Genomic DNA, 12,631 nt, shown 5'->3' on the forward strand with positions numbered 1-12,631 from the left:
GTGGGTAAAACTGATTATTAGGACGACCAGTTAAGGGGATTGGTTTGCGTTCACTGTCGAAAACGCTCAAATCTGCCAAGCGCTCAACGGCGCCTGCGCGCTCAATGCCGCTTGCGCGCTCTCGCGCCAACGCCGCAAGGAGCAGGCTCCGCCTGCTCCTTACGGCTCTAAACCCTGGCCAGCCCCACGCCGTAGGTGCGGGACATGTAGTCGATGTACGAGCGGGCGAAGATCAGATCCTCGAGCGCTTCCTTGGACGTGCAGGGCGCCGGGCGTTCGCCGCGGACGGCCGCCAGGAAGTTGCGGGCCTGGTTGCGCATGGCCGAGACGTTCGGCATGACCGGCTGGACGATCTCCGGCTCGCCGGCGCCGGGGCCGTCCTTGTAGATCGTTACCTTGCCCGCCTGCTGGCGGACGAGCGGAGCGGGGAGGTCGACCCGGACGAAGCCGTGCTCGAAGGCGACGATGACGTGCTCGTGCCATTCGATCGACGTGAGGTACGGCGCCATCTCCAGGCTGACCGTGACGCCGCCGTCGCTTTCGCCGGCGAGCAGCACGCCGGCGCGGTCGCCGAACGTCAGCTTGTAGTTCTCGCCGCCGAGGAAGAAGCGGATCGCGTTCACCTGATGGATGTAATAGTTGACGAAAATATCCAGCTTGCGCGTCTGCTCGTCGGTGTAATCCGCCGGCCCCGGCTCCTGCTGCAGCGCCGGGTACGGGTCGCCCGCGTTCAGCGGCTTGTCGGCCGCGGCCGTCCAGTCGCCCGGCGGCATGGTGACGCGGATGCTCCGCAGCTTGCCGAAGCCGCCGCTCGCCCGCCAAGCGTCGACCTCCCGCTTGGCGCGTTCCATCGCCGGGTCGGAGCGCTTGTGGTAGCCGACCATATGCAGGGTGCCGGTCTCCTCGCCGATGCGTACCAGTTCGCGGCCGGCTTCCACGGTCAGGCTGAGCGGCTTCTCCGTGAACACGGGCACGCCCGCCCGGAGGATATCCGGGATCAGCGCCGCGTGGTGGCGGTACTGCTGCGGGGCGACGATGGCGTCGACCTTGGCGTTCGCGAGCAGCTCGCGATGGTCGGGGTACACCTCCGGAATGCCGTAGCGTCCGGCGACGAGCGCCGCGGATTGCGGCCGGATCTCCGCCAGCGCCACGACCTCGCATTCGTCCGTCAGCACCGCGTAATTGCTGAGATGCGCCATCTGACCCATCCCGCCGCCGCCGACGAAACCGATTCTCACCTTGCTCATGACCGTTCCCCCTCGCTTGGTCCCAAGTTTTCGAACAGGTACAAGCCGTCCTTGCCCGGCGCGACGATGTCGGGATACCCGTTGCCGCTCAGGTCCTGCACCCAGAAATAAATGCCGGCGCCGGAAGCCTCGCCCGCCGGGCCGTAGTCGATGACGCGCTTCTCGAAGCGGCCGCCGCCGAGCTTGTAGTAGTAGAGGCCGATGTCGTCGAACGCGCCGGGGTCGCCGTCGTTGTGCGCCCGGTACCGCTTGCCCGTGACCAGCTCGGGCTCGCCGTCGAGGTCGAGATCGACCAGCCGAAGGTCGTGGAACTGGGAGCCCGACATGTCGATCGCGTGCTTCGTCCACGTGCGCGAGCCGTCCGCCGACCGGCCTTGCTCGTACCAATGCAGCCCGTAATCGTGCGCCTGCCCGACGATCAGGTCGACGAGCCCGTCGCCGTTCACGTCGTGGCCCAGCACCGGCACGCTGGCGCTGCCGAGGTCGAACTCCGGATGGAACGTCCACGGCCCGCCGAACGGATCCGCCGGCTGCTCCAGCCAGCCGCCGGACAGCACGACGTCCGCGCGGCCGTCGCCGTTCACGTCGACGAAGCCCAGGCCGTGGCCGCTCGGACCTTCGCCGATGACGTATTTCTCGAACGTGCCGGTGCCGCGTCCGGCTTCGTCGCGAACGAGCTTGTAGAACGCCTGCGGCGCGCCCGGCGTGTTCGGGAAAATTTCCGGCACGCCGCAGCCGTCGATATCGAGATAGCGGATCGTCTCGATGCTGCCGCAGCGGTCGATGTCGAACGTCTCCCATGCCGCGCCGGTCTCGCCGGGGTTGCGGCGCCAGCGCAGCGTCTCGCCCCACCAGGCGCCGGTCACGATGTCGAGCCGGCCGTCGCCGTCGACGTCCATCGGGTAATCGGAGAAATCGTCATGGTAGTCCGAGATCGCGAGGACGTCGCAGATAAAATGCTTCTTCGCGAAGTCCGGCCCCTCGTACCAGTACGCGCCGCTGACGATGTCCGGCACGCCGTCGCCGTTCACGTCGAACACGGCGCAGGCTTCGTATTTCTCCTCGGACAGGTGGCGCTTCCTGAATTGCAGCACGATTGCGCACGCTCCTCCAACTAAATATTGTTGTACGTCTTGCGATTATGCGCTATGCTTGGGATGTATCCCATGCAAGCGCTATCTTCTATATAAGGTTATGCCATCGCCGGGAGCGATTCAATAAGAGAGCTTGTGAATAAACCTATCGATTCTTGCGATTGCGGAGGTGATTCGATGAGCGAGGCATCGCTGTTTCGCAGCCAGCCGGTCTTCCTCTCCGGCGCGACCTTCGCGTTCGACGGCCACGCGGGGCGGTTCTTGCTGGAGCTTCATAAGCACGACGCCAACAGCGAGATCTTGCTGATCGAGGAGGGAGAAGGGGAGTTCGAGATCGACGGGCGCCGTTACGCCGCGGGACCGGGAACGCTGCTGTTCTACCAGCGCGGCCTGTGGCACAAGGAGCTGTCGACGAAGCATCCTTTTCGCGCCACGTATATCGGGTTTACGGACATGCAGATCGGCGCGCTGCCGCCGGATTATTTTTTCGACCCGGCCGAGGCGCCGGTCCTCGAGCTGCGCGAGCATCTGCCCTCGGTCGCCAAGCTGATGAAGGATTGCATCGCGGAGCACCGCCGGATGGAGCCGGAATCGCAGCTTGCGGCCAGCCACTACCTGGGGCTGCTGTTCGTGAAGCTGGCGCGGCTCGCTCACTACGGCGACGCGGCGGAACGCGGCCGCTCGACGGCCAAGGAAGCGGTGTGGAAGGCGAAGCGGATGCTGGAGGAGAATTACGGCGCCGCCCATACGCTGGCCTCGCTCGCCGCGGACACGTATTTGAATAAATACCATCTGGCGCATTTGTTTAAAGAAATCGTAGGCGTCAGCCCGATTCAGTTTTTGATCTATTGCCGGATGGAAGCGGCGAAGCGGTATTTGCGCACGACCGGTCTGCAGGTGAAGCAAATCGCCGAAATCGTCGGCTACCAGAGCGAGCCCTCGTTCTATAACGCGTTCATGAAGACGACCGGCACGACGCCGCGCAAGTACAGGGACGACGGTTGATCCTGCGCGTGATCCGATTCGGGCATACGATAAGGAGGCTGACAACGATGAAAAACAAACTCGTGCTTCTTGCGTTATTCGGCAGCTGCGGTCTCATGGTGGGGGCGCTCGTCTGGCTGGTGTGGGCCTTGCAGCGGATATAAGGGGCGTTTCGGAGCGGCCGCGGCGGAAGCGGCCGGCAGGCCGGCGAAGCCGCTCTTCGTCCCGCGGCCGACGGGCGGATGATGCCGGTACCGTGACCCGAAACGAATGCGATACAGCCCAAAGAGCCTTCGTGCGGCATGCCGCTTTGCGAAGGCTCTTTGGGCTCTTTATGATTCTTGCGCGGCGCTCGCCGCCCCGCCATTCGGGACCGCGGCGGGAAGCGCAGCCGCGCCTGCGGATTGCGCGCGCGGCCGCCGCGCCGTCAAACGCCGCTGACGCCGGAGAAATAATCGCGCGTGTCTTGGCGCGCCTTGGGCGTCAACACGCGATCGAGCTCCTCGTTCAGCCACAGCAGGGACTTCCCGCGCAGCGAATTGCGCATGCTCTCCTCGGCTTCGAGCATCGTGAGATTGATCGTGCAAGGCATGGCGCGCGCGCAGGCGGCGTATTCGCCGTCGCTGCGGCACAGATAGCTGTTATCTTTGATGTTTTTGCATTGGAAAATGGGCGTGACGCCTTCGACGGCTTCCACGACGTCCCAAAACGAGATGTCCGCCGGAGGCTTGGCTAGTTTATACCCGCCCTTGACGCCGGGAACGGAGCCGACGATGCCGGCTTTCGCCAACTTGCCGAAGATCTTCGACAGATAGGTTTCCGAGATCCCTTGGAACGCGGAGAGTTCTTTAATGCCGACGGTCGCATCAGGCGGAATATCGATTAAATAAACCAAGCAGTGCAGGGCATATTCAACGCCGATACTATACTGCATGCGGACACCTGCTTTCATGACGCACGGTTGATAGTAAACATCTTAGGTAGATTCAGCCCCTTTGTCAAATGAAGGCCGGACGGCAGCCGTGCGCCAAAATACCGGATGATGGCGAATTGACAACCGTGAACCCAAGCGTTATATTGTAGATGAAATCGATCAACGATATACGTTATCGACGATATGCCGAAAGGCCAAATACGAATATCGGAGGAGATACGATGAAAGTCCGATTCAACTATACCGAAGCCAGTCCGGGCGCGTTCCAAACGATGCTGAAGCTGGAAGGATTCAATAAAACGAGCGGGCTGGACGCGAAGTTGTACGAGCTCATCAAAATCAGAGCCTCGCAAATCAACGGCTGCGCGTTCTGCATCAACATGCACACGAAGGAAGCGCGGAAGCTGGGGGAGACGGAGCAGCGGATCTACTTGTTGAACGCATGGCGCGAAGCGCCGTTCTATACGGATAAAGAACGGGCGGTGCTCGAGCTGACGGAAGCGGTGACCCGCATCTCCGAGCAGGGCGTGCCGCAGGACGTCTACGAGAAGGTTCGGGCGCATGTCGACGAAGCGGAATACGTAGCCATCATCATGGCGATCAATACGATCAACGCTTGGAACCGGCTCGCCATCTCGACCGGCATGTTCCCCGAAGAGGATTGAGCCCGAAGCGAATCGCCTGATCGTTGCGCGGCTTGGCTTCCGGCCAAACGCCGCCGCCAGAATGAAGTCCCGTGCGGCGGGAGATACTCTGATCAGATGGCAATCTGGCCGTATCCTTGATGGTCGAACCAATAAAAACGAATCGGCTTATGCAGGGACCGGGGACCTTATGCGCTGCAAGATCCTGCTGTTCGATCTCGACCATGCGCTGCTGGATTTCGGCGCGCAAGAGACGGACTCGTTAACCCGAATGTTTCGGCAGTTCGGGTATGCCTACCCGGACGAGCTGTTTCGGCATTATCATACCGTCAACAAGCTTAAATACGGATATGAAAGGCGGTCAACAGGCGGGCATCGGTACCTGCTGGATCAACCGGAACCGGGCGGCGCAATCCGGCCCGCAGGCGATACCGGGCACGTACATGCTCTCGAGCCTAACAGAGCTGTTGGCCATCTGCGCGGAGCCGGGAGCAGCTCCGTAAAGGTCGCAAGGCTGCAACGAAGCGCGATAAGCGGACATGAAGAAGACCGGGCGAACGTGGCCCGGTCTTCCGCTTTGTATTGCCGATTGCTCGGGGCGAACGGTTCTTCCGTCTGGCCGGAAGGCGACAGGATTGCCTGTTCCGCCCCGGCCTCTTCGTTCGCGGCGAGCCTTAGGCGATCGTCAGGCCGCCGTCGACCGCGACGACTTGGCCCGTGATCCAGTCGGCTTCGGGATCGGCCAGCTTCGCGATCCACCGCGCGACGTCGGTCGGCTCGCCGCGGCGGCCGAGCGGAATCGCCTGCCGTTCCTGGTCCTTGACGGCGGCGATCTGCTCGTCGGAGAGCCCCATGCGCTCGCGGAGGAAGTCCGACTCCACCGGTCCGGACGCGATCGCGTTCACGCGGATGCCTTGCGGCGCGAGCTCGAGCGCCCAGCAGCGGGTCAGATGCTCCAGCGCCGCCTTGCTCGCGGCGTAGAGCGACAGACCGCTTCCCGCTTTGCTGCCGTACGTGCTGGACAGGTTGATGATCGTGCCGTTCGTCTTCGCCAGATGCGGGACCGCGGCGGCCGCGAGCAGCGTCGGGCCGATGACGTTGACGGCGAACATGTCCTGCGCCGACCGGGCGTCTATATCGACGAGCGGCTGAATCGCGCCGGCTCCCGCGTTGTTGACGACGAGATCGAGCCGTCCCCAGAGGCCGATCGCCGCCGCGACCGTACGGGCGGCCGAATCCGCGTCGCCGGCGTCCGCCGGGAAGCCCTTGAGATTCGAATGGAGGGCTTCGACTTCCTTCAGACGGCTTTCCCGGCGGCCGGTGACGAGCACCTTCGCGCCTTGCTCCGCCAATAATCGGGCAGCGGCCAACCCGATGCCTGCCCCTCCGCCCGTAATGATCGCGACTTTACCGTTGAATACCATACTAAGAACCTCTCCTTTATAATTAGGTATTTAATAATTAATGAATTAACTATTGGATGGAATACGCCCTCCTTTATGGCAGGGGGGGTATTCTTAGCGTCATACCAGCTTCTTCAGCAGGGCGCTCAGCTGCGCCTGTTCGTCCGGCGCGAGCTTGCCGCCGACCAGCCGGGCGATCGTCTGCTCGTAGACGGGCCAGACGCTCGCGATGACCTCGCGGCCTTGCGGCGTGAGATGGACGAGAATTCGCTTCCGGTTGGCGGGGTCGAATGCCCGTTCGATCCGGCCGGCCTTCTCGAGGGCGTTCAATAGATTGCTGACGTTCGCCCGCGTGACGGCCAGATCGTCGCTCAGCTCGGAAGGGAGCATCGGCCTGCCGCCGGACCTCAGGGCGACCAGCAGGCACCAACGGCCGAGCGTCAGCCCGAAGCTGCCGAGCTGCTCCTCCAGCGCTTGCACCAGCCGGTGATTGGTCTTATAGAGCGTCAAAAAAACGTCGATCGCCGGCATCGGCTTCTCGAACGGATTCCATTTCTCGATACGACAACCTCCTTATCGTGCGGGTACCGCTTGGAAAGAAGAGCGATGGCCCGGCCAACAGTTAAATCATTAACTATTAGCACGTTAACAATAAAAGAACGGCTCCCGGCCGTCAACTGGGGAATCGTTCCTGGCCTTTGCGCGGGTACCGCGGCCGTCGGTTCATGCGCCGATATGCGTCAGTTTGTCGGGATTGCGTACGATATAGAAATTACGAATCGCGTCTCCCTCGACGTGAAAGAGCACCGCGGAACGGGTTCCTTCGTCCGAGCGCAGAATGAGCCCGGGCTGGCCGTTCAGCTGCACGAGCTCGATCGACAGCTGTCCGGCCAACGTCGCGATTTGGCGAAGCGGACCGAGCAGAAACGCCGCGACGCGCCTCCTCGTCGCGATCGGCCGGGGAATGACGCTCGCCTTGCCGCCGCCGTCGGTGACCAGCTCGACCTCTTGGCTGAGCATGGATAACACCTCATTCAGGTTGCCTTGCTTAAGCGCGGCCAGAAAGCCCTGCACCCACTCGCTGCCCGCCGATTCGCTTTCGGGCCGGACGAGCTCCTCCTGGTCGATCCCCATCTTCGCGCGGGCGCGGCTGAACAGCTTGCGGCAGTTCGGCTCGCTTTTGTCGACGAGCCCGGCGATCTCCTGATAATCGAAGCCGAGCGCCTCGCGCAGGACGAATACGGCCCGTTCCGACGGACTGAGCCGCTCCAGCAGCACGATCATCGCGTAGGACAGCAGATCGTCGCGAACCACAGCCGATTCCATCGAATCATCGGGCGACGTCAGGAACGGCTCGGGGAGCCATTCGCCGACATACTGTTCCCGTTTTTTTCGGGCTGATTTATGCAGATCGCGGCAGCGGTTCGTGACCATCTTGCAGAGATAGGCCTTCGGCTCCGCGAGCTTCTCCGGCGGCACGTCGTAAATCTTCAGAAAGACGTCCTGCACGACGTCCTCCGCGTCGGACACGGAGCCGGTCAGCTGGTAGGCGAGCGTAAACAGCAGCGATTTATAGTTGGTATACAGTTCTTGCATCGTACCACTTCCGTTCTTTTCGGGTTGCGTTCGGTTGCAGGTCGACCCTTTTCATGAAACGAACGCAGGGGGGATTTTGTGACACGCCTATCGGATGCCCGGCGTCCGGCGCCCCTTCCGTATGCTGCCGATCGCCCATAACAACGGGGGGACGACGAGGTAGACGAAGGGATAGAAGTAATTGACCAAATACGGGTTCTTAAGCGTATTGGCCAACCGGGCATGATGCCCGCTGTAGAGGATGTACCCCACGGCAGCGCAGGTCATCAGGCCGGCGATCAGCTTCCAGTTCTTGAATCCGGACCACTCGGACAGGCCGTAGCTCAGGATGAACAAGCCGACGGCAAGCTTGACGAAGGCGCCGAGCAGCCATAACGGGATGTAGATCGCGTCGATGTTCTGGATGAAATTCAGAATCGACACGAATTTGGTCAGCGAATAGATGGGGGCGATCATCTCGGCGGCCATATTCGGTCCGGTCACGAACAGCACGACCAGCGTGGCCAATACCCCCCACAGCATCGCGATCGCCGTGCCCCAAATGACCGCGCGGGAAGCGGTCCGCTTGTTCTCGGCGAAGAAGAACAGCATCAGCACGATCGACGGGTCCATCATGTAGTAGATGGAGTGCCAGGCGCCTTTGAGGATGCGATACCAGCCCGAGTCGGCGTACACCGGCAGGATGCGGCCCAGCTCCATATCCTGCGGGTTCAGGAATAGCTGCGTGAACAGCGTGAACATCAAGATCGGGCCGATGACCTCCGCGCAGCGGCTGACGGCCGTAAGGCCGCCTTTCCATACCGCATACGCCACCGTAAACAGCAGGAGCAGCAGGATGACGATCATCGGCGTGTTGTGGAGCATGACCAGATTTTGGAATTCGATCGTGCCCTTCGCGATCAGCGACAGCTGCATGAACCAGAGCGCGAAATAAGCCGTCGCGAGAAGCTTGCCGAGCACGGTTCCGAGCAGTTCCTTCAAGAAGCCGACCAGCGTCTTGTTCGGATGGCGGATGCAGAGCCGGAGCATGAGCCACGTAATCGCCATCATGGCCGCGCTGCCGAGCAGCTCGGAGATCCAGCAGTCCTGGGCGGAGACTTCCGCGGCCAGCTGAATGGGCAGATAGGAATACATGATCATGGAGGAGATGTTGATCAGCCAGAACAGCTGGTAGCCGCTAATTTTCATCCTTCATCGCCACGCCTTTTCCTCGTTTGACTTGTACGGTGCGCCGATCGTGCCGACCGACCGGAGGTTAATCTTCGTGTCGACGGCCACGTCGAGATTTTTGAAGCCGTCGTCCCAATCGCTCTTTTGCGTCTTCCACCAATACGGGTACGCATGATGCAGGTACTCGCCGATGCCGAAGACGTCGCATCCCCATTGCCGGACCTTGTCCATCGTCCCCTGCAGCTGCTTCCGGACTTCCGCGTTCAAGTATTGCTGAACGGCGATGATATTGTCGACCTCGGCCATGTCGATGGAGGTCGTGTTTTCGAGCAGGTACGCCTGCGCCTTGACGGTCAGGCCGACGCGCTCGGGCTTATGGCTGCCGGCTGCGCGAAGCTTTCGCTCGATATGCGTCAGCCGGAACGAGAGCGTGCCTTTGGTGTCCCTCCACGGAACGGTAATGGCGTCGAAGCTGCCTTTCCCGCTCATCCAGACGGCTCGTCCGCCTTCGGCTTCGTCCAGGTAGCCTTTGATTCTGCGCTGCTTGTCCAGAACCGCGAACCCGCTCAACGCGGCGATCGGCGTCTTTTTGTCCGGGCTGAGCTCGACCTTCTCGAATTGGAGGAACGGCAGGAGGGGACGGGTTCCGCCGGCCAGGCTGTCGATGACGAGCTGCCGGGCGCTGAATTTGCGCAGCCCGTTGATCTGCAGCTCCTTCCCGGCCGCGACGCTGGGGAGAAATTCCATGGGATGCTTCCGCATGAGAAATTCCTTGGCGGATCCGCCCCGGACGAGCAGGATGGCATCCCTTAAGCTGTTCGTCGGGTCGCGGCCGATTTTATCGTATATCCGCCCGATGTCGTAATGCTTGACGTACGATTCGCCGAAGGCGATCAGAATCCGGTGGCTCGTCATCAGCCGGCGGGACAGCTTGAGCTGGATTTTTTGGGTGGCGTCGAACAGGTTCTTTCCCTTGGCCGACATGACGATGTATTGATCGACTTTGTCGGAGCTGCTCCCCCTGAGCCGCGAAGGAATGACGATCTGGTGGCTGACCTCGATCAGTCCGTTCCCGGCATCGTCCAATCCGCTTCCCATGACGAAGGCCAATTGGTTCGGTTCGACGAAATCGGTGCAGCCGGCGGCCGGAACCGCGAGCAGGACCAGGACGCTCGCCAGTAGCGCGAAGCGGATCATGACCGGCGTCCCTTCTTGTTCCGGCCGTGCTTCGCCCAGAAGGGATAGCGGACGATCAGGTTCTTGATCCGCGGGCCGTCGAACGGCGCGACGGGGCTGAAGTACGGCGTGCCGAACGATTCCAGCATGACCAGATGGATCAGCAGGTAGATGACGCCGAACGCGAAGCCGACGAAGCCGAGCCAGCCGGCGAAGATCAGCATGAGATACCGGAGCAGCCGGAAGGGCAGGGTGGCGCTGTACCGCGGAATCGTGTACGCCGCGATGCCCGTCAGCGAGATGACGATGATGATCGGCGTGGAAATGATGCCGGCCTCGACGGCGGCTTGACCGATGACGAGCGCTCCGATGATGCTGACGACCGGACCGAGCTGGTTCGGGAGATGCACGCCGGCCTCCTGCAGGCCGTCGAAGACGAACATCATGAGGAGTACTTCGATCATCGTCGGAAACGGCGAATTTTCCCGGGCGGTCGCGATCCCGATCATGAGATTGCTCGGCACCATCTCGGGATGGAAGGTGGACAGCGCGACGTAAAGGGCGGGCAAGGCGAACGAGACGAAGGTCAGGATATAACGGACCATCCGGGTCAGGATGACGAAGACGAAGCGTTCGAAATAATCGTCGGCCGACTGCAGGCCGGACCAGAACGTAATGGGCATAATAAGGGCGAAGGGCGTTCCGTTCGTCAGGAGGGCGACTTTCCCCTCCAAGAGGCTGGCCGCGACGATGTCCGGGCGCTCGGTATTCTGGATCTGCGGGAAGAGGGAGAAGGAATTGTCCTCGAGCCATTCCTCGAGGTAAGCGGAATCGATGACGCCGTCGGTTTCGATCTTGCCGAGCCTTTCCCTGACGTCCGAAAGCACGCGCTCGGACGCCTTCCCCCGTATGTACGTCAGGACGACTTCGGTTTGCGTGTACGTGCCGATCGTGAACGATTCCATCTTCAGCCCGTCGTGCACGATTCTTCGCCGGAGCAGCGTCGTATTCGTCCGGATTTGCTCGACGAAGCCTTCCTTCGACCCTCGAAGCGTCGACTCCTTGTGCGGCTCTTGGATGCCCCGCGTCTCGTAGCCCGGCGCGGGCGCGACCAGCGCGGTCGGCTCGCCGTCCACCAGCATGGCCAAGCTTCCGAGCAGGATATGCCGGACGAGCTCTTCCATGGAGTCGACCGTCTTGACGTTCGAGAGCGGCATCCATTCGCGGGCGAACATCTCGGCGAGCGACTGGATTCGCGCCATGCCTTGGGGAAGACCGCCGAAGAGAAGGGGCTTTAACAGATTTTCCTCCGCGCTTTCCAAGCTCGTCATGCCGTCCAGATACGCGAGCAGCAGCATCGTGCCGTCCTTGAGCCTGTAGGGCCGCAAGATCATGTCCGAGCAATGATCGAATTGCGCCTTGAGAAACGCTTCGTTCGCTTCGATGTCGCGGTTGATGGCTCGCACTGGACAATCACCCCGGTTAAATACAGATTTTATGGTGGATATTATGGACGTTGCGCATGGCGGCTATGCAAATTTTGCATGCGAACGGCTAACGCTTGCAGGCGCGCGGATCCAAAATATTCTTGGCGGCGCGGCATGTCACAACCCGCGGCGCTCGATCGTTCTATGCTTGAAGCCGATCGAGAGGGGCGCGCGGCGAACGGAATAACGGACGGAACGTCGCCGATTTCGGCACGCGCGATCGCCCGGACAGAACGGCTTCATGAGGGGACCGCGGCATGCCGATCGGCGAATGTCGCGATAGACCAGGATCCGCCAAGGTGCAAACCAAATCCAACGAAGAGAGGGAATTGATCATGACTCAACGTTTAAATTACATGCAGCAATCGCCGGAACTGACCAAAGCGATGATGGGACTCAGCACGGCCGAGAAACAAAGCGCGATCGACGCGAAAATCCAGCATCTCGTTCATATCCGCGCTTCCCAAATGAACGGCTGCGGCTTTTGCCTGGATATGCACGTGAAGGAAGCCAAAATCCACGGCGAAAGCGAGCTTCGCCTCTACCACATCGCGATCTGGCGGGAATCGAACCTGTTCGAGCCGCGCGAACGGGCCGCGCTCGCGTGGACCGAAGTGCTGACCCGGATTCCGGAGCACGGCGTGCCGGACGAGCTGTACAACCGCGTTCGCGAGCAGTTTTCGGAGAAGGAGCTTTCGGACCTGACGTTCTCGGTCATGGCGATCAACGCTTGGAACCGCGCCAACGTCGCGTTCAAAATGACGCCGGGCTCGGCCGACGCCGCGTTCGGTCTGACGAAAGCGGGCTTGAGCTAAGCGGGAGCGCGAACGAGGCAATCGCGTATCGGCAGCAGAATCGGAAACAACGAATAGCCCGACAAGGGTAGCAACCAAGGG

The 12,631-nt window shown here is 61.4% G+C and carries 13 protein-coding genes; 4 read left to right on the top strand and 9 right to left on the bottom strand.

All coding sequences use genetic code 11. From position 1 onward, the window contains the following. Window positions 1-167: 167 nt before the first annotated feature. On the bottom strand, window positions 168-1,247 hold the full coding sequence (locus tag BMZ79_RS21655; RefSeq protein ID WP_090643757.1) for a Gfo/Idh/MocA family protein: 1,080 nt from the start codon (window positions 1,245-1,247) through the stop codon (window positions 168-170). Then, entirely contained in the window at window positions 1,244-2,341 is a 1,098-nt protein-coding gene (locus BMZ79_RS21660; protein WP_090643759.1) for an FG-GAP repeat domain-containing protein, read from the bottom strand. Before BMZ79_RS21660 ends, BMZ79_RS21655 begins: the two co-directional genes overlap by 4 nt. Before the next feature lie 177 nt (window positions 2,342-2,518). Here BMZ79_RS21660 and BMZ79_RS21665 point away from each other — a divergent pair, with 177 nt between their 5' ends. Beyond that, window positions 2,519-3,346, top strand: coding sequence for a helix-turn-helix transcriptional regulator (locus BMZ79_RS21665; protein WP_090643762.1), 828 nt, complete (start codon window positions 2,519-2,521; stop codon window positions 3,344-3,346). Window positions 3,347-3,752: 406 nt separating this feature from the next. Here BMZ79_RS21665 and BMZ79_RS21670 read toward each other — a convergent pair whose 3' ends face one another. After that, window positions 3,753-4,259 (bottom strand): RrF2 family transcriptional regulator, encoded by a 507-nt coding sequence (locus tag BMZ79_RS21670; RefSeq protein WP_090643765.1) that lies wholly within the window; start codon window positions 4,257-4,259, stop codon window positions 3,753-3,755. 221 nt (window positions 4,260-4,480) lie between these two features. On the opposite strand from BMZ79_RS21670, the gene BMZ79_RS21675 reads away from it, so the two are divergent. Together BMZ79_RS21675 and BMZ79_RS34390 are read left to right on the top strand one after the other, a co-directional pair. Then, entirely contained in the window at window positions 4,481-4,924 is a 444-nt protein-coding gene (locus BMZ79_RS21675; RefSeq protein ID WP_090643768.1) for a carboxymuconolactone decarboxylase family protein, read from the top strand. Between the two features lie 329 nt (window positions 4,925-5,253). Beyond that, a complete protein-coding gene (locus BMZ79_RS34390; protein WP_177222261.1) occupies window positions 5,254-5,406 on the top strand; it encodes a hypothetical protein in 153 nt (50 codons plus the stop codon). 171 nt (window positions 5,407-5,577) lie between these two features. Here the strand turns inward: BMZ79_RS34390 and BMZ79_RS21680 are convergent, their stop codons facing one another. The 6 genes from BMZ79_RS21680 to BMZ79_RS21705 all read right to left on the bottom strand — a co-directional run bounded on the left by BMZ79_RS21680 (window position 5,578) and on the right by BMZ79_RS21705 (window position 11,714). Continuing rightward, the gene (locus tag BMZ79_RS21680) at window positions 5,578-6,327 is read right to left on the bottom strand and encodes an SDR family NAD(P)-dependent oxidoreductase (protein ID WP_090643770.1); all 750 of its coding nucleotides are present in this window, start codon (window positions 6,325-6,327) and stop codon (window positions 5,578-5,580) included. A 99-nt stretch (window positions 6,328-6,426) separates the two neighbouring features. Beyond that, complete coding sequence (locus BMZ79_RS21685) at window positions 6,427-6,837, bottom strand: MarR family winged helix-turn-helix transcriptional regulator (RefSeq protein ID WP_090643772.1); 411 nt, start codon at window positions 6,835-6,837, stop codon at window positions 6,427-6,429. A gap of 192 nt (window positions 6,838-7,029) precedes the next feature. Further along, entirely contained in the window at window positions 7,030-7,902 is an 873-nt protein-coding gene (sigJ, locus tag BMZ79_RS21690; protein WP_090643775.1) for an RNA polymerase sigma factor SigJ, read from the bottom strand. Window positions 7,903-7,989: 87 nt separating this feature from the next. Continuing rightward, complete coding sequence (locus tag BMZ79_RS21695) at window positions 7,990-9,090, bottom strand: GerAB/ArcD/ProY family transporter (RefSeq protein ID WP_090643778.1); 1,101 nt, start codon at window positions 9,088-9,090, stop codon at window positions 7,990-7,992. Between the two features lie 3 nt (window positions 9,091-9,093). After that, window positions 9,094-10,269: a Ger(x)C family spore germination protein gene (locus tag BMZ79_RS21700; RefSeq protein WP_090643780.1), complete on the bottom strand. Its 1,176-nt coding sequence runs from the start codon at window positions 10,267-10,269 to the stop codon at window positions 9,094-9,096. Next, window positions 10,266-11,714, bottom strand: coding sequence for a spore germination protein (locus BMZ79_RS21705; protein WP_256252955.1), 1,449 nt, complete (start codon window positions 11,712-11,714; stop codon window positions 10,266-10,268). The genes BMZ79_RS21700 and BMZ79_RS21705 overlap by 4 nt, the downstream gene beginning before the upstream one ends. Before the next feature lie 356 nt (window positions 11,715-12,070). On the opposite strand from BMZ79_RS21705, the gene BMZ79_RS21710 reads away from it, so the two are divergent. Continuing rightward, the gene (locus tag BMZ79_RS21710; protein WP_090644398.1) at window positions 12,071-12,550 is read left to right on the top strand and encodes a carboxymuconolactone decarboxylase family protein; all 480 of its coding nucleotides are present in this window, start codon (window positions 12,071-12,073) and stop codon (window positions 12,548-12,550) included. The last annotated feature ends 81 nt before the right edge of the window (window positions 12,551-12,631 follow it).

This window comes from Paenibacillus sp. UNC496MF (assembly GCF_900113915.1).
GTDB classification, from domain to species: Bacteria; Bacillota; Bacilli; order Paenibacillales; family Paenibacillaceae; genus Paenibacillus_Z; species Paenibacillus_Z artemisiicola.

Excerpts from the sequence above, each read along its gene's own strand:
- BMZ79_RS21710 (WP_090644398.1), top strand. The coding sequence starts at position 12,071 with ATGACTCAACGTTTAAATTACATGCAGCAATCGCCGGAACTGACCAAA.
- BMZ79_RS21680 (WP_090643770.1), bottom strand. The coding sequence starts at position 6,327 with ATGGTATTCAACGGTAAAGTCGCGATCATTACGGGCGGAGGGGCAGGC.
- BMZ79_RS21655 (WP_090643757.1), bottom strand. The coding sequence starts at position 1,247 with ATGAGCAAGGTGAGAATCGGTTTCGTCGGCGGCGGCGGGATGGGTCAG.
- BMZ79_RS21665 (WP_090643762.1), top strand. The coding sequence starts at position 2,519 with ATGAGCGAGGCATCGCTGTTTCGCAGCCAGCCGGTCTTCCTCTCCGGC.
- BMZ79_RS34390 (WP_177222261.1), top strand. The coding sequence starts at position 5,254 with ATGAAAGGCGGTCAACAGGCGGGCATCGGTACCTGCTGGATCAACCGG.
- BMZ79_RS21675 (WP_090643768.1), top strand. The coding sequence starts at position 4,481 with ATGAAAGTCCGATTCAACTATACCGAAGCCAGTCCGGGCGCGTTCCAA.
- BMZ79_RS21670 (WP_090643765.1), bottom strand. The coding sequence starts at position 4,259 with ATGCAGTATAGTATCGGCGTTGAATATGCCCTGCACTGCTTGGTTTAT.
- BMZ79_RS21695 (WP_090643778.1), bottom strand. The coding sequence starts at position 9,090 with ATGAAAATTAGCGGCTACCAGCTGTTCTGGCTGATCAACATCTCCTCC.
- BMZ79_RS21700 (WP_090643780.1), bottom strand. The coding sequence starts at position 10,269 with ATGATCCGCTTCGCGCTACTGGCGAGCGTCCTGGTCCTGCTCGCGGTT.
- BMZ79_RS21685 (WP_090643772.1), bottom strand. The coding sequence starts at position 6,837 with ATGCCGGCGATCGACGTTTTTTTGACGCTCTATAAGACCAATCACCGG.
- sigJ (WP_090643775.1), bottom strand. The coding sequence starts at position 7,902 with ATGCAAGAACTGTATACCAACTATAAATCGCTGCTGTTTACGCTCGCC.